Below are 15,882 nucleotides of genomic sequence, written 5' to 3'. Positions count from 1 at the left end.
CTCAATGAAAAAGTGGTTAGCAGTTCTATTGACAGCAATGCTTGCTTTAGCAGCAGGTTGTTCCAGCAACGCAGGCGGCTCGAGCGGAGGAAGCGCAAGCGGAGGGGATGTACCTCAGGAATTAACGTATGCTTCCACCTCTGATATCGTCGGACTTTCGCCGATCGGTACGAATGATTCGGTTTCATCCCGTGTTATTGAACAGGTTTATGAAACTTTATTCGTCCGCAACCCTGAAACGATGGAAGTGGAACCGAAATTAGCAGAGTCCTATGAAACACCTGATGAAAACACTTGGGTGATCAAGCTGAAAGAGGATATCCAATTCACTGATGGAACTCCTTTAAATGCCGAAGCGGTAAAATACACGTTTGATAAATTCCGTGATCCTGAAACAGCAGCACCGCGCGCCTCCCTGTTGGAGCCGATCTCTGAGGTGAATGTCGTTGATGAATTCACGGTTGAAATCAAAACAGAAAAGCCATATGGCGCGATGCTGGCGGCACTTTCTCACACGAATGCTTCCATTGTCAGCCCTGAAGCAGATCAGTCACAGGATTTAATGAAGGAACCGGTCGGAACAGGTCCATTTAAGTTTGTCAGCTGGACGCAGGGTGACCAGGTGGTTTTAGAAAAGAATGCAGACTACTGGCAAGGAGAACCATCACTTGAGAAAGTCACATTTAAAGTCGTGCCAGAAGTAAACACGGCGATCTCTATGCTGCAGACAGGGGATGTTCAGTTTATCGATGGAATCCCATCCGACCAGCTTAAGCGCGTAGAATCGTTAGATAATGTCGAAGTCACGAAAAACGAAGGAACCCCGATGTATTACATGGGCTTTAATATGGAAAGAGAACCGATGAAAGATCTGGAATTCCGCCAGGCTGCAGCTTATGCTCTTGACCGTGAAGCCTATGTGAACAAGTTGAACGGACTTGGTGTAGAAGGAAACAGTGTCATCGGACCGAAAGTATTCGGTTTTGACGAGTCAGCAAATGAATCTGGGTACAGCTATGATTTTGAAAAAGCAAAGGAACTTGTAGAAGCGAATGGATATGGAGAAGAACAGCTTACAATTCTAACAGCTAACACTGAAGCCTACATGATGATGGCCGAAATTGCTCAGTCTCAGCTTACGGAGGCAGGCTTCAACGTAGAAATCGAATCAATGGAGTGGGGAACGTTCCTTGATACGACAAAAGAAGGGAATTTTGATATCACCTTCATGGGCTGGTCCAACTCGACAGCAGATGGAAGCGAGCTTCTATACCCGAACTTCCACAGTGATAATATCGATTCTTCGAACAAGGTTAACTACTCAAATCCAGAATTTGATGCATTGGTCGATGAGTCCAGGCAGAATGTCGATCAGGAAGTTCGCCAGCAAAAGCTTGATGAAGCCAACAAACTTCTTGTAGAAGATGCAACAGCAGTCATCATGCATCATGGTGTTGTCACAGCAGCTTATGATAAATCCGTTAAAGGACTGGAAGTAGACCCGACAGGACAATGGTCATTATACAACGTTTCTAGAGAGTAGGGATACAATGTCTAACGAATTATTATCTGTAACCAATCTGAATACTGCTTTCCGTACGGCTGATGGGGAACTGTCAGCGGTACGGGGCATCTCGTTTTCGGTCGATAAAGGAGAAACATTGTGCATCGTAGGGGAATCCGGTTGCGGAAAGAGTATAACGTCGCTTTCCATCATGGGCCTTCTCCCCAGCAATGGCTACATTAAAGACGGATCTATCGACTTTGCCGGCCGTGACTTAACGAAGCTGAAGCCGGAAGAACTTCGAAAAGTACGTGGAAAAGAGATTTCAATGATCTTTCAGGAGCCGATGACGGCCCTGAATCCAGTGTTAACTATAGGATATCAACTTCGCGAACCCCTGATGCTTCACAAAAAGATTTCCAAACGGGCCGCACATAAAGAAGGAATCGAACTATTGAAACAGGTGGGAATCCCTTATCCCGAAAAACGGATGAATCAATACTCCCATGAGTTGAGCGGCGGAATGAGGCAGCGTGTCATGATTGCGATCGCGCTGGCCTGCCGTCCTCAGCTGCTGATTGCCGATGAACCGACAACCGCTCTCGACGTTACCATTCAGGCGCAAATCCTGGATCTCATCCAGGATCTCAAGGATGACTTGAACATGGGGGTCGTCATGGTCACGCATGACATGGGCGTTGTGGCTGAAGTCGCCGACAAAGTGATGGTCATGTACGCTGGTGAAAAGGTGGAGGAAGGCGATGTTGAGAGCATTTTCACCAGCCCGAAGCATCCCTATACACAAGGGCTGCTTCGCTCAGTGCCTGATGTCGATGACCCGTCCTTTGAGCTGGAAGCAATTCCGGGGTCTCTCCCCAATTTGAATGAAAAAATTTCAGGGTGCCGTTTTCACCCGCGTTGTCCTTTCGCAATGGACTGCTGTAAAACCGAATCACCCCAGGAATATAATGTAAATGGAACTCATCGTGTAAAATGCTGGCTTCAGGAGGTGCAGGAGGATGGAAGTGCTAGAGAAAAAATCGCTACTTAAACTCGATCATGTTCAGAAGTACTTCCCTATTAAAGGAGGATTCCTGAAACGTGTGCAGGGAAATGTGAAAGCTGTTGAAGACGTGAGCCTGGATGTTTATGAAGGAGAAAGTATCGGCATCGTTGGCGAGTCGGGCTGCGGAAAGTCAACACTTGGCCGCACCATCCTTGGCCTTGAGGATATTACTAACGGCAAAGTCCTTTATAAAAATAATGAAATCCAAGGGTTGAGCGGCAGTAAACGCAAAGAGCTGACAAAAGAAATGCAGATGATCTTTCAAGATCCTTATGCGAGCCTGAATCCGAGGCAGCGGATCGGAAATGCTCTTGAAGAAGTATTCATTATGCATACAAATCTTTCAAGCAGTGAGCGAAGGCAGAAAGTATACGATCTCCTAAAAGAAGTGGGCTTGAAAGAAGAACACTACGACAGGTATCCTCATGAATTCAGCGGCGGCCAGCGCCAGCGGATCGGGATTGCGCGCGCCATTGCCTTGAATCCTTCTGTTATTATATGTGATGAGGCGGTTTCCGCTTTGGATGTGTCGGTACAGGCACAGGTGTTGAAGCTTTTGAAAAATCTTCAGGGAAAATACGGTCTGACTTATCTGTTCATTTCCCATGACCTCGGGGTGGTCCGCTACTTCTGCGACCGTGTCGTGGTCATGTACCTCGGGAACACAGTCGAACTGGCTTCATCCGAACGCCTGTATTCCAATCCGCTTCACCCTTATACAAAAGCACTGCTTTCCTCGATTCCGCGCCCGAAAGTTGGGGCAAGAAAAGACAGAATCCGTCTGACAGGAGAAATTCCCAACCCGGCGAATCCTCCATCAGGCTGTCCATTCCATACGCGCTGCCCGCTTGCAACAGAGATTTGCAAACAGGAGAAGCCGGAATGGAGGGAGATTGAGAAAGATCACTTTACGGCTTGTCATCATGTTGAACAGGAGGTTATGAATTAATGGAGAACATGGATTTTTTATACCATCCGTATGCTTCCCAGCGAAATACGGTATTTTCAAAAAAAGGAATGGTGGCGACATCCCAGCCACTGGCGGCACAAGCGGGACTTGAGATCCTGCAGTGCGGCGGAAATGCGATTGATGCCGCCATTGCGACGGCAGCCGCGTTGACGGTTGTCGAGCCTACATCCAATGGTATCGGCGGTGATGCCTTCGCGCTCGTGTGGGTGAAGGATAAGCTTCACGGCTTGAACGCCAGCGGGCCGGCACCGAAATCGATTTCCATTGAAAAAGTCAAAGAACGCGGTCATGAGAAAATGCCGGTTCATGGGGTCATTCCCGTCACAGTTCCTGGAGTTCCTTCCGCCTGGGCGGAGCTGTCTGAGAAGTTCGGAAAGCTGTCTTTAAAAGAAGCGCTGGAACCTGCCATCAGACTGGCGGAAGAAGGCTACCCGCTGACACCGATTCTCGGTAAGTATTGGTCACTTGCTTACAAAAAATTCAAAGAAATTTTAACCGATGAAGAATTCAAGCCGTGGTTCGAAACCTTCGCACCCGATGGAAAGGCACCGGGAATCGGGGAGGTCTGGTCATCGAAAGGCCATGCTTCAACTTTGAGATCCATTGCCGAGACAAACGGAGAAAGTTTTTACAGAGGAGAAATCGCAGAAAAAATCAGTGCCTTCATGGAGAAACACGACGGATTTTTATCAAGTGATGATCTGAAGGATTACCGAGCTGAGTGGGTGGATCCGATCAAGACCGATTATCGCGGATATGATGTCTGGGAAATCCCTCCCAATGGGCAGGGATTAGTCGCATTGATGGCTTTGAACATTGCGAACGGCTTCGAATTCCAGGAAAAAGATGCTGTCGATACATACCACAAACATATTGAATCAATGAAGCTGGCCTTTACCGATGGAAAAGCCTTTATCACAGAGGAAAGCCATATGCCGCTTTCAGTCGCAGAATTGTTATCTGAGCGTTACGCCTCAAAACGCAGAGGACTTATCGGTGACGAAGCCCTCACTCCCGAAGCTTACGATATTCCAAAAGGGGGTACTGTCTATTTAGCGGCCGCGGACGATGAAGGCAACATGATTTCATACATCCAAAGCAACTACATGGGCTTTGGATCTGGCATTGTGATTCCGGGAACGGGAATCGGCTTGCAAAACCGCGGCCACGATTTTTCACTGAACCCGGAACACCCGAACGCTTTGAAGCCCGGTAAAAAGACATACCATACGATTATCCCGGGATTCCTGACAAAGGATGATAAAGCTGTCGGTCCGTTCGGTGTCATGGGCGGATATATGCAGCCGCAGGGCCACTTCCAGGTGGTCAGCAATACAATCGATTTTCATTTAAACCCGCAGTCTGCTCTTGATGCGCCAAGGTGGCAGTGGATCGAAGGGAAAAAGGTGTTAGTCGAACCGAACTTCCCGACACATATAGCACAGGCGCTTGCACGAAAAGGACATGAAATTGTGACCGCAACAGATGAGGGAATGTTTGGCAGAGGCCAGATTATTTGGAGAGATGAAAAAACTGGTGTCCTCATGGGCGGCACAGAGTCGAGAACAGACGGAGCCATTGCGGCTTGGTAAAATCATGTTCGGACATCAGGAGAAGCGGAGCGGGGCATACTAATAATGCCTTCTTCATCGATTGATGTCATGCTTCTTAAAAAGAGCATTATCCAACAACAAGAGGGTGATAAAACCTTGAAGCAGCTTCAATTATTTTTAGCATTTTTCCGGGTGGGAATCCTAGGATATGGCGGAGGCCCGTCATCCATCCCGCTCGTCCATAAAGAAGTCGTGGAGAAATACAAATGGATGGACGATGATGATTTTTCAGATGTTCTCGCACTTGGTAACGCCATGCCTGGGCCGATTGCGACGAAAATGGCGGGGTATATCGGCTGGAGAGTCGGCGGTCTCTTAGGAATGATCAACGCCGTGCTGGCTACAATCATCCCAACAATCATTTTAATGATTCTGCTTCTCAATGTTCTGAATGCATACAAAGACAAGGCATGGGTACAGGGCATGGCAAATGCTGTGGTTCCCGTCGTCGGTGTTATGCTTGGTGTCCTGACCTGGGACTTTATCATAAAATCCAAAGGTGCACTTGGCTGGTCGGTGACGATCGGAATTCTAATCGGAAGCCTGGTTATCATTGAAATGCTGGGCATCCACCCGGCCATCGTCATAATTGGTCTCCTCCTTTACGCCCTGATTGGAAAAAGGAAAAAGGTACCTGAGAGAGAGGTGAAAGCCTCATGATCTATTGGGATATCTTTTTAGCCTTCTTCATTCCGGGAATACTGGGGTACGGAGGCGGACCTGCATCCATTCCTCTGGTTGAAAATGAAGTGGTCGACCGATATGAATGGATGACGGTAAACGAATTCAGTGAAATGATTGCCTTGGCCAATGGGTTGCCGGGACCGATCGCAACGAAAATGGCTGGCTATATCGGCTATGAGCAGGGAGGCATCATGGGGAGCATCATCGGTGTATTTGCCACTGTGGCTCCATCTCTTATTCTGATGATCGTCCTGCTGAGCCTTTTGATGAAATTCAAAAGCTCACCAAGAGTCAAGAAAATGACCAACCTTGTTAAACCGACTATCGCCGTTTTGTTAGGAGTCATGACCTGGGGATTCATCTCCAACTCCTACGAGGGCATAGGCTGGCTGCAAACCCTCCTCATCGCAGCGGCTGCCTTTGTGCTGCTGGAAAAGATGAAGGTACATCCGGTTTATGTGATTGGCGGGGCCTTGGTTTATGGGGCTGTGTTTTTGGCATAACGCCTCCTGCACCAGCTTTTTGTTGAATGTAAAAATCCAAGCCAACACACCGGCTTGGATTTTTTTATACTCGGATATATACATCATCCTTTTTTATAAATGCTCTTTTCGTAAACTTTGTTGCTATTTGATACTAACTCCGAAAAAATAATTATATTAAGAGGGGTAAAACCTGGCAACACCGAAAAGAACAGAGCTGCTCTCCCTCGATAAGAGATAAGACTCATAGTATCCGGGGGAAAATCCGATATTTGGGATTTTGCCGAAAGCAACAATATATGCGAAAACAGCCTATATAAAAGAGAGCATTCAGTCGCAGGGAAGGATTCTTCACTTCTTTACATGTAAATCTGAAACTAGAAGTAAGTTAGAAATATTCTTTAAAATCCGTTTTTAAATAAATTGTTAAATTTTCACATAATTTGTAGAAATTTGATTTTTATATAGTATAATTGACCTGTAATTTAATTCCATTCTCGAAAGGATGTTGTGTTTTCCTGTGAACAAGAAGGATGTAATCACCAAAAGTACGATGGCTCTGCTGCCTGCCTTTCATGAAATCTATCAGACTGAACTGGTTCTGGACTCCGGTGAAAGGATCATGAGTCCCAAATCAGTGAAGCAGCTGCTGGATGAAGCTTGTCTGGCCAGGGGATCTTCTTATGACGGAAGGATTAAGTCAGTCAGAAGCCAGCTAAACTACAATAAAAAAACACCCCTGATGATCTGCCAGCATGACCACATTTTTGCATTCCCAATCATGTCCCCCTCACGCTATACCTGCATCTGGTTATTCACACACCATATACATAAATTCACACATGAAAATGGAAAGACCGCTGTCATATTTAAGAATGGTCTTGAACTCGAAGTGCCTTGCTCTATGGCAATTCTGATAAGGCAGCGGGAAAAGACAATTACAGCGATGTATCATTTTATGCTTCCTAAGAGATAAGAAATTCTATTTCCTTACTGTCTTGAAAAGTCCTGAGGCTTTCCAGGACTTTTTTTGCCTATTTTTAAGGAGTTTAATGAATTTTACAAGAGGTGCCGTATAGAGGGAGCTCATTCAAATAGTCAGTTTTGCTGTATCGCGAAGGAATCTGTATGGAAAACTTCCAGCAAATAAGGTGCTGAAATACAAAGAGCTAAAAGGGGTCTTACGCTTTAATCGGGAAGGGGAAATCCCGCCCCCTTTATCTTTATTTATCTTTTTCCCTGGCTCTCTTCGCATTTAATGCAAATTTCGAAAAACTAACCCTAATTACGAAGATGAAATCTGGTAACACCGAAAAGAGCTGCTCTTTTCCGTTTAGAGTTAAAATCTTAGTATCCGGGGATATCCGAAAGCAACAATATATGCGAAAACAGCCATTAACAAAAACAGCGTTAAACCATCAGATAGAAAGGCTGCTTTTTGTATGGTGCAAGGATTGTAGATGCTTTAAGACGATAAAGTTAATTAACAAGGGCCAGTCCCGCTGACCCACCTAGCCTGCCCAGTCAAAAATCTCATCTGCCAATTGTGTGGATAGTGGCTTTTCTTCAGGTGAAAGGAGATCCACTTTCTCTATATTTATTGAATTTGCCTTGTCCGGCAGCTCATCCACAATTGTAACGCTTGCTCCCTTTGGAACAATATCAAAAAGAGCCAGGACATCTTCATTCAGCATCCTGATGCAGCCCAGGGATTTTTCTTTGCCGATGGAGTGTTCATCACTTGTTCCGTGGATGGCGTACTCTCCCATCCCGAGTCCGGCAGCGCCAAACATATCCGGTTTTTTACCTTGCGGGTCCAAAACTCGATTCTGTATGATAAAGGTTCCTTCAGGAGTTGAACTGTTTTTTCCTAATCCCACGGGCTTATTCATCATGGTGTAGGGGGAGCTTTTGACAAGTAAGTTGAAGGTGCTTTTATCAATGACAACTTCCACGGGGGCAAACGGAATATGGATAGCCCCCTCAGAGGAGCTATCCATAATATTGGGGTACAGCATTTGTTCAATAGTCTCAGCCTTTTTGTTATAGACCCAGCCGCCTCCACCCGTAAAGGAAGGGGAAATACTATTGGAGAAAAGGTGAAGCTCTTTTGGAATAAAACTCAGGTAATTATTCGGATAGCTGCCGGCAAGTTCTCTTAGGCCAGCCGGCGGCGCTCCATTCTCTTCGATGAAGGAATTCAGTGCTGTCCTGAGGAGGTTCGTGCTGATGTAGGTATAAGAATAGGGATTTTCCACTTGATTCTGCTTGTTTAAAAAGCGGATTTTAACAGGCTGGTCAAGGGCAGAGTTATATTCAGCAAGGACGAAAGCCTGGTCTTTTATCCCGTCACTCTTCAATGGCAGTGTCTCCAGGGAAAGACCTGAATCTGTGGTGCTGACACCGTATAGAAGCAGTGTTTTATTTGAGAGCTGGCTGCCCAAACTGATCGCTTTATTATATAACGACTCCTCAACTTCCTGTGTGGAAGTACCGGCAGGGATATAAAATACATAGGGAACATCTTCTGTTTCATAAACGACTTCCATCCCGGTTCCCCAGTCTTTCAGCTGTGAGGCGGCCATTCTGATAGAGTCTGCCTTCCAGAACAGCATGCCGAGTATGCAGAGATTCAATAAAACTAGTGACGCAATAATGGTTTTCATGTAAAAGGGGATTTTCGGTGAGGGAGATGATACCTCTTCCTCGGGAATAGATTCCATCAATTGCTCGATGGACTTACAGGCTGCTTTTGCCTGGTAATAGAAAGGAGAATCCGCTTGTGCTGCCTTTTGATAATGAAGATATGCCTTCATCAATACGCCTTCTTCTTCCCATTTTTTCGCAAGGTTATAGTGGGCCTCCGGAGACTGGGGGTCTTTATACCGAAGAATCTTTTCAAAGAATTCAGGATCACTTTTTGATAGATACAGATTTTTGTGCAGCTTGACTAGGTTCTTTTTTACATGGCTTTCAAATAAGCTCATGACGATCCTTCCTTTCGTTTAAAGTGTTTGAGCGGCACTGCATTATTATTTGGTAATATAGAAAAGAGGGCTGTGCTCAGCTGAATGTCCTTTATTGTAGTTTGCGTGTTCTTTATAAAGAACTATATATTAGATGATTCTACAATAATAACTTTTATTAGTAAAGGAAAAACCTCTGTAATTTTCTTAATTAAGAACAGTTTAAGAGTTTCGGAGTTCAGTTTCCTTCGCCTGATTTTAGTCAAGAAAATTTTCGGTGAAAGAGCAATATAGAGTAGACCGCTTCTGGAATATGGAATAAAATGAGAGTAGATCTTTTACAAGGAGGCCCAGATGATTATTAAAAACCGAGAACCATCCAAGGAATTAAAAAAGTTAAGAGCTTTGAAACCCCGGATTCGGTTTACAAGAGAAGCGGAAAGTTATCACGAATACCTAGAAAAAGGGTTTGATGGTGAATTGACCTTTGACAAGCGGTCAAAACCATTAACTGAAAAAATGCTTTTCCTGAATGATTTATCGCTGAAACAAAATAACAGTGAGTGCCAAATAGACTCTATTGCCCTTGCAGCAAATAAGCTTCATATGTTTGAAATCAAGAACTTTGAAGGCGATTACTCTGTAAAAGGCGACAAGTGGTACTCCCCAAGTAACAAGTTGGTAAAAAACCCACTCCAGCAACTTGAACGCTCAGATACCTTACTAAACCAGCTGCTCAACGAAAAAGGTTTTCCTCATACAGTAGAATCTCATCTGATTTTCATCCACCCTGAATTTCACCTCTTTAACATTCCTTCCCGCCTGCCTATCATTTATTTCTCTCAATTTAACAGATTCATAAAGAAGAAAAATGAACTTCCTTTAAAAATAACTCAAACGGATACCAGGCTGGCCGAAACTCTACTTTCTCTTCACGTTGATGAAGACCCTCAAGACAATCATAATCTCCCATTATATGACTACGACTCTTTGAAGAAAGGGATATTCTGCCCTAGGTGCCTGAACGTATATGGTCCTCCGGAATACACTTCGTTTTACTGTACAGCCTGTAAGATAAAAGAAGGAACCAAAGAAGCAGTTTTACGAAGTGTAGAAGAGTTTCGATTGTTGTTTCCTGAGCGTAAAATAACAACACACCAAATCTTTGAATGGTGTGGGGTATTTAAAGATCAAAGAAGAATCAGGAAAATACTCAAAGAAAATTTTAAGCGGGAGGGAGAGAATTCGGGGACGTATTTTAGGTAGCATTAGAGGGTTTGAATTGTAGTTTAAGAAGGTTTCTGTTGGTCGGTGTAGAGGTGTGTCTGAGGTGGGGGTGACATCTGTTGGGAGTTGGTGTATTGACAGGGAGATGTGTATGAAGTGGCGGTGACCTCGGTCGGGAGCGGGTGTTTTGGCGTGGAGATGTGTATGAAGTGGCGGTGGCTTCGGTCGGGAGCAGGTGCTTTGGCGTGGAGATGTGTATGAGGTTGTGTCCACGTCGGTCGGGAGCGGGTGYTTTGGYKTGGAGATGTGTATGAGGTKGTGTCCACGTCGGTCGGGARCGGGTGYTTTTGCGTTGAGATATGTATGATGTGGGTGTGACATCGGTTGGGAGCGGGTGCTTTGGCGTGGAGATGTGTATGAGGTGACGGTGACCTCGGTCGGGAGCGGGTGTTTTGGCTTGGAGATGTGTATGAGGTGGTGTCCACGTCGGTCGGGAGCGGGTATTTTGGCTTGGAGATGTGTATGAGGTAGGGGTGACATCGGTCGGGAGCGGGTGCTTTGGCAGGAAGATGTGTATGAAGTAGGAATTGCTAATGTTGAGAAAGCAAGATGTACAGACAGCAGAGGTGACGGTGATCCTGCTGCACAAAAAAAGAGTCAGGGCAGCCCTGACTCTTTTCACAACACCTTCCCAAGAAAAGCCTTGGTCCGGTCATGCTTAGGATTACCGAACAACTCGCTCGGAACATCTTCTTCTACTATATAACCGCCATCCATAAAGATGACGCGGTCCCCGACTTCACGGGCGAATCCCATTTCATGTGTAACCACGACCATGGTCATCCCTTCGCGAGCAAGGTCTTTCATAACTTCCAACACTTCGCCGATCATCTCGGGATCCAGTGCGGAAGTCGGTTCGTCGAACAGCATGACTTTTGGTTCCATCGCAAGGGCCCTGGCAATGGCGACACGCTGTTTCTGCCCTCCGGATAATTCCCCTGGATAGCTGTCCGCTTTTTCCTCAAGCCCTACTTTTCTGAGAAGGTTGAGGGCGGTTTTCTTAGCAGATTCTTTGTCCACACCCTTGGTTTTCATAGGTGCTAATGTAATATTTTGCAGAACTGTTTTATGCGGAAAGAGGTTGAAGTGCTGGAACACCATACCAACTTCCTGGCGTATTTTGTTGATATTGATCTTTGGATCGGTGATGTCATTTCCGTTGACGATGACATGGCCATCCGTGATTTCTTCCAGCTTGTTTAAACATCTGAGAAAGGTACTTTTTCCAGAACCGGATGGACCGACTACGCAAACCACTTCCTGTTCTTTTACGTCTGTGCTGATATCCTTCAAGACTTCGAGATCTCCAAAGGATTTTTTGAGGTTATTGACTTGTATCACGCTCATCGCAGTTCATATCTCCTCTCTATAAAGTCACCGAGTTTTGTAAGCAGGTAAATCAGGACGAAATACATCAGTGCTACGACTCCCCAAATTTTAAAGGCTTCAAAAGTTGCGGACACAGCAGTCTGCCCTCTTTGTGTTAATTCTGCTATACCAATAATGGAAAGGAGCGAGGTATCTTTTAAACTGATGATTGCCTGATTGACAAAGGCTGGAAGCATTCTTCGTAAGGCCTGGGGCAGCACAATGTAACGCATTGTCTGTCCGCTGGTGAGACCTAGTGTCCGGGCTGCTTCGGTTTGTCCTTTGTCGATGGATTGGATTCCGGCACGAACAATTTCAGCGATATAAGCACCTGCATTAATTGTAATTCCTATAATTCCGGCTGTTATTGGATCGAGTGATACGAATTCAAGAGAGTTCAACCCAAAGTAGATAAAAAATAATTGAACGAGGAAAGGAGTTCCCCGGACAAAGTTAATGAACCATATGGCGATCCATTTTAATGGCGGAATGGGTGACAAGCGGAACAGCGCTATAACCAATCCGAGAATAAATCCTAACAGTAAACCGACAGCGGTTATATATACTGTAAGCTGCAGTCCATCCCACAACATCGGAAGTATTTCTATTATGACATCCATGGCTTTTCTCCTTTCATGCTGAATTTAAAAAGCGCAAGCGCCTTGATCAGCCCCGACAGACAAATGTTCCAAAGAGAAAAAAAGGCGGTCTTTCCTTTTATTCTCTTTGGGTTATTTGACCCCGAGGGGCTAGGCGCTGGAGCTGGATTCAGAAACGCTGCCTAATTTTCAATCTGAAAATTTTATACTTTCTTATCTTTTTAAAAAAGACAGCGCGCAAGAGGAGCGCGCTGTGCAGTCTTACTCTTCCAGGTATGTGTTTATAATTTCATCATACTCACCGCTGTCTCTTAGTTTTTGAAGTCCGCTGTTGATTTTTTCAAGGAGTTCCTGATTCTCTCCTTTGAGTACAGCAATTCCATATTGGTCACCGTTCAGACGGTCACCGACGGTTTTTAACCCAAGATCTTTTGTTTTAATTTGATATGCGATTACCGGATAATCCTCAATCAGTACATCGGCATTTCCATTGGCAACCTCTTGGAACATCGACGGGCTGTCATTGAACTGGCGGATTTCTGCTATGCCGACTTCATCTTTCAGCTCTTCTGCTTTATCAGCGCCTGTTGTACCATTTTTAACGGCGACAGTTTTACCTTCTAAATCCTCTATACTAGTAATGTCGTTGTTATCTTCTGAAACAACAAGAGTCAGACCTGCGTCAAAATATGGATCAGAGAAATCCACTTTTTCTTTTCGATCATCCGTAATACTCATGCCTGCAATTGCCACATCAAGCTGATCTGCCTGCAGTGCCGGAATGATGCCGCCAAAATCCATAGGCTTCAATTCAATTTCAAAGCCTTCTTCTTCGGCAATAGCATTGATCAGGTCAATATCGATTCCTTTATACTCGCCGCCTTCTTCAAACTCGAACGGAGGATAAGTCGTATCCGTACCAACAGTGTATGTAGTGCCTCCGTCATCACCGGATCCACCTTCTTCACCGCCGTTATTTGCTGCATTGTTCGTTCCGCATGCAGCGAGAACCAGCATCATAGCCATTAAAAAGCTAACTATTTTTATTTTTTTCATCTAATCCCTCCAGTTAATTTTTAGATAATTCTGTACTATTACAATGTTAACAAAAGTTTACATCTCTGTTCAATGATTATGCTTCCTTTAGGTTCAACTCAAAAAAACACTTAATGTTAAAATGGGTAATAGATAATAAAGTGAATTCCCTAAAGAATGTTTACATGCTGATTCAATGCACTAAGAAGCTGTTGGATGAATTAAAAGTTACTACCCAGGAACAATCCAATGAAAATCCATTGTTCTCCTGGCATGCCAATATTATTAAGCTGGGACGCAAGAAGACGATTGTCATGGTGAACGATCAAACGAAATATGTAATAGTGCTTTACGGGGTGAAAGCGAAGGATTTGAAAAATCTCAGCGGACTGTTGCAGCAATCGATTCGCGAGATTTTTAAGGCAGAAGGGATTAAGGAGGAGATCATTGAGCAGTTCATACAGAAATCGGGTCAAGCAAGTATTACCAAGACCAAAGACAGAAAATCGGTTGCGAGAATGAACAGAGCTTGTGAAGATTTCTACTTTATGACTGACTTAATTGACGAAAAGTCTATTGTGCAAGTTGGTGTGAGCATGAAAATCAGCTCTTTGCTGGCTGGGGCTGGCAAGGGCACTTACATTAACCCTAACGAAGAATTATATAAAAGCCTGGAAGAAATGGCTGGACAACCTGTTTTTCATTCTGAGGCAGCTCAGCTGAAAGTGACCCTTTTGCTTGAGAACCATGCAGTCTGGCGCAGGATCACCGTCCCGACGAACTACAATTTCAAGCAATTGCACAAGAACTTGCAAATTGCTTTTAACTGGCAGAACAGTCACCTTTATGAGTTCAAGGTCACCTCGAAAAATCAGCACCTGGTGAAAATTGTTTCTTTTAAAGATGCTTATCATGAAGAAACTGAAATTCCGATGAAAATGGACTCGGAGGTTGAACTCTCGCATTGTCTGGAGAAATCTATTCTTTATACCTATGACTTCGGAGATAATTGGCAGCATGAAATTGAAGTGGAAAAGGTCTTTCAAGATTAAAAAGTGAATTATCCAGTCTGCACAGATGGAAAAGGAAGTGCACCGCCTGAAGATGTTGGCGGAGAGCCGGGTTTTGAAGAGTTTTTGCGTGTAATCAACGATAAAAGTCATCCTGAGAATGAGCATATGGCAGGATGGGGTGAAATGCAGGGGTAAGAGACTTTTAATCTGAATGAGGTTAATTGGCGTCTAAAGAAAGAATAAAGCCGAGGGTTATAAAAAGGAATTTGTATAGATGAGGGGCCGGCAATTGCAGAGCTGAGCCCCCCGGAAAGGAGAATAAACTTGTTAAATCTATTAAAGAAGCTGTCCATTCAATCAAAGTGTTCGATCTGTAAGCAGAAGCCTAAACAAGGTGCGACTTATTTTAATGATAGGGGAGAAAAGGTAAAGGTCTGCAGCAAGTGTGTTCCTTACGCGGAGAGGCGGGCTTTCAGGAAGTAGTGTGTTCTTTCCTTTCATCTAGAGGAATAGGGTTTACTTTGTGTAAGGTAAGGAGAGGGGGCTTAAACTTGAGATGAGTTGAGTTGAGTTGAGTGGCAGTGTGGTGATTCTATCCTTTAGATGTGCTGGATTGGTGGGATGGTATGTAAGCGATAGGCTTTACTTCGGTCAAGCGAGAGAGAATTTAGCAGAGAGATGTGTATGAAGTGATCCGCGCTTCGGTCAAGCGAGAGAGAATTTGACCGAGATATGTATGAAGTGGTCCCCGCTTCGGTCAAGGAAGAGAGATTTCGCCCGAGATGTGTATGAAGTGAGCTGCACTTCGGTCAAGAATGAGAGATTTCGCCCGAGATATGTATGAAGTGGTCCGAACATCGGTTAAGAGTGAGAGATTTCGGCGGAGATATGTATGAAGTAAGCCCCGCTTCGGTCAAGCGAGAGAGATTTCGCCCGAGATATGTATGAAGTGATCTGCACCTCGATCAAGCGAGAGAGATTTCGGCCGAGATGTGTATGAGGTGAGCCGCACCTCGGTCAAGAATGAGAGATTTGGCCCGAGATATGTATGAAGTGAGCCGCACTTCGGTCAAGCGAGAGAGAATTTAGCAGAGATATGTATGAAGTGGTCCGCACATCGGTTAAGAGTGAGAGATTTCGGCGGAGATGTGTATGAGGTGAGCCGCACTTCGGTCAAGAATGAGAGATTTGGCCCGAGATATGTATGAAGTGAGCCGCACATCGGTTAAGAGTGAGAGATTTCGGCGGAGATATGTATGAAGTAAGCCCCGCTTCGGTCAAGCGAGAGAGATTTC

The 15,882-nt window shown here is 44.9% G+C and carries 13 protein-coding genes and 1 pseudogene; 10 read left to right on the top strand and 4 right to left on the bottom strand.

Annotation, left to right across the window (positions count from 1 at the left end):
* Nucleotides 1-4: 4 nt before the first annotated feature.
* The 7 genes from FZC78_RS08290 to FZC78_RS08260 all read left to right on the top strand — a co-directional run bounded on the left by FZC78_RS08290 (nucleotide 5) and on the right by FZC78_RS08260 (nucleotide 7,295).
* Nucleotides 5-1,543, top strand: a complete 1,539-nt coding sequence (locus FZC78_RS08290) for a glutathione ABC transporter substrate-binding protein (RefSeq protein ID WP_148939235.1) — start codon at nucleotides 5-7, stop codon at nucleotides 1,541-1,543.
* 7 nt (nucleotides 1,544-1,550) lie between these two features.
* On the top strand, nucleotides 1,551-2,555 hold the full coding sequence (locus FZC78_RS08285) for an ABC transporter ATP-binding protein (protein WP_148939234.1): 1,005 nt from the start codon (nucleotides 1,551-1,553) through the stop codon (nucleotides 2,553-2,555).
* Nucleotides 2,524-3,519 (top strand): ABC transporter ATP-binding protein, encoded by a 996-nt coding sequence (locus tag FZC78_RS08280; protein ID WP_148939233.1) that lies wholly within the window; start codon nucleotides 2,524-2,526, stop codon nucleotides 3,517-3,519. The genes FZC78_RS08285 and FZC78_RS08280 overlap by 32 nt, the downstream gene beginning before the upstream one ends.
* Before the next feature lie 8 nt (nucleotides 3,520-3,527).
* Complete coding sequence (locus FZC78_RS08275) at nucleotides 3,528-5,132, top strand: gamma-glutamyltransferase family protein (protein ID WP_148939514.1); 1,605 nt, start codon at nucleotides 3,528-3,530, stop codon at nucleotides 5,130-5,132.
* A gap of 117 nt (nucleotides 5,133-5,249) precedes the next feature.
* Nucleotides 5,250-5,813 carry a chromate transporter gene (locus FZC78_RS08270; RefSeq protein WP_148939513.1) on the top strand — a complete coding sequence of 188 codons (564 nt, stop codon included), beginning with the start codon at nucleotides 5,250-5,252 and terminating at the stop codon, nucleotides 5,811-5,813.
* Nucleotides 5,810-6,340, top strand: coding sequence for a chromate transporter (locus FZC78_RS08265; protein WP_148939232.1), 531 nt, complete (start codon nucleotides 5,810-5,812; stop codon nucleotides 6,338-6,340). Before FZC78_RS08270 ends, FZC78_RS08265 begins: the two co-directional genes overlap by 4 nt.
* 499 nt (nucleotides 6,341-6,839) lie before the next feature.
* Nucleotides 6,840-7,295, top strand: a complete 456-nt coding sequence (locus FZC78_RS08260; RefSeq protein WP_187444852.1) for a competence protein ComK — start codon at nucleotides 6,840-6,842, stop codon at nucleotides 7,293-7,295.
* Between the two features lie 535 nt (nucleotides 7,296-7,830).
* On the opposite strand, the gene FZC78_RS24550 is transcribed toward FZC78_RS08260, so the two are convergent.
* Nucleotides 7,831-9,306, bottom strand: a complete 1,476-nt coding sequence (locus tag FZC78_RS24550) for a L,D-transpeptidase (RefSeq protein WP_148939230.1) — start codon at nucleotides 9,304-9,306, stop codon at nucleotides 7,831-7,833.
* 333 nt (nucleotides 9,307-9,639) lie between these two features.
* Here FZC78_RS24550 and FZC78_RS08250 point away from each other — a divergent pair, with 333 nt between their 5' ends.
* Nucleotides 9,640-10,551 carry a nuclease-related domain-containing protein gene (locus FZC78_RS08250; RefSeq protein WP_148939229.1) on the top strand — a complete coding sequence of 304 codons (912 nt, stop codon included), beginning with the start codon at nucleotides 9,640-9,642 and terminating at the stop codon, nucleotides 10,549-10,551.
* A gap of 639 nt (nucleotides 10,552-11,190) precedes the next feature.
* On the opposite strand, the gene FZC78_RS08245 is transcribed toward FZC78_RS08250, so the two are convergent.
* Nucleotides 11,191-11,919 (bottom strand): amino acid ABC transporter ATP-binding protein, encoded by a 729-nt coding sequence (locus FZC78_RS08245; protein WP_148939228.1) that lies wholly within the window; start codon nucleotides 11,917-11,919, stop codon nucleotides 11,191-11,193.
* Nucleotides 11,916-12,560, bottom strand: a complete 645-nt coding sequence (locus FZC78_RS08240) for an amino acid ABC transporter permease (RefSeq protein WP_148939227.1) — start codon at nucleotides 12,558-12,560, stop codon at nucleotides 11,916-11,918. Before FZC78_RS08240 ends, FZC78_RS08245 begins: the two co-directional genes overlap by 4 nt.
* 15 nt (nucleotides 12,561-12,575) lie before the next feature.
* Here FZC78_RS08240 and FZC78_RS23570 point away from each other — a divergent pair, with 15 nt between their 5' ends.
* A complete protein-coding gene (locus tag FZC78_RS23570) occupies nucleotides 12,576-12,725 on the top strand; it encodes a hypothetical protein (protein ID WP_187444851.1) in 150 nt (49 codons plus the stop codon).
* 75 nt (nucleotides 12,726-12,800) lie between these two features.
* Here the strand turns inward: FZC78_RS23570 and FZC78_RS08235 are convergent, their stop codons facing one another.
* Entirely contained in the window at nucleotides 12,801-13,595 is a 795-nt protein-coding gene (locus FZC78_RS08235; protein ID WP_148939226.1) for a transporter substrate-binding domain-containing protein, read from the bottom strand.
* A 113-nt stretch (nucleotides 13,596-13,708) separates the two neighbouring features.
* Between FZC78_RS08235 and FZC78_RS24735 the strand changes: the two are divergent.
* A pseudogene (locus FZC78_RS24735) lies at nucleotides 13,709-14,782 on the top strand (plasmid pRiA4b ORF-3 family protein).
* Nucleotides 14,783-15,882 lie beyond the last annotated feature (1,100 nt).

The organism is Rossellomorea vietnamensis, from assembly GCF_008180415.1.
GTDB lineage: Bacteria > Bacillota > Bacilli > Bacillales > Bacillaceae_B > Rossellomorea > Rossellomorea vietnamensis_C.
The sequence above is the reverse complement of the archived record's forward strand: the minus strand, read 5'-3'. Positions and strand labels throughout refer to the sequence as shown.

Excerpts from the sequence above, each read along its gene's own strand:
- FZC78_RS08290 (WP_148939235.1), top strand. The coding sequence starts at position 5 with ATGAAAAAGTGGTTAGCAGTTCTATTGACAGCAATGCTTGCTTTAGCA.
- FZC78_RS08285 (WP_148939234.1), top strand. The coding sequence starts at position 1,551 with ATGTCTAACGAATTATTATCTGTAACCAATCTGAATACTGCTTTCCGT.
- FZC78_RS08280 (WP_148939233.1), top strand. The coding sequence starts at position 2,524 with ATGGAAGTGCTAGAGAAAAAATCGCTACTTAAACTCGATCATGTTCAG.
- FZC78_RS08275 (WP_148939514.1), top strand. The coding sequence starts at position 3,528 with ATGGATTTTTTATACCATCCGTATGCTTCCCAGCGAAATACGGTATTT.
- FZC78_RS08265 (WP_148939232.1), top strand. The coding sequence starts at position 5,810 with ATGATCTATTGGGATATCTTTTTAGCCTTCTTCATTCCGGGAATACTG.
- FZC78_RS24550 (WP_148939230.1), bottom strand. The coding sequence starts at position 9,306 with ATGAGCTTATTTGAAAGCCATGTAAAAAAGAACCTAGTCAAGCTGCAC.
- FZC78_RS08250 (WP_148939229.1), top strand. The coding sequence starts at position 9,640 with ATGATTATTAAAAACCGAGAACCATCCAAGGAATTAAAAAAGTTAAGA.
- FZC78_RS08245 (WP_148939228.1), bottom strand. The coding sequence starts at position 11,919 with ATGAGCGTGATACAAGTCAATAACCTCAAAAAATCCTTTGGAGATCTC.
- FZC78_RS08240 (WP_148939227.1), bottom strand. The coding sequence starts at position 12,560 with ATGGATGTCATAATAGAAATACTTCCGATGTTGTGGGATGGACTGCAG.
- FZC78_RS23570 (WP_187444851.1), top strand. The coding sequence starts at position 12,576 with ATGCTGAATTTAAAAAGCGCAAGCGCCTTGATCAGCCCCGACAGACAA.
- FZC78_RS08235 (WP_148939226.1), bottom strand. The coding sequence starts at position 13,595 with ATGAAAAAAATAAAAATAGTTAGCTTTTTAATGGCTATGATGCTGGTT.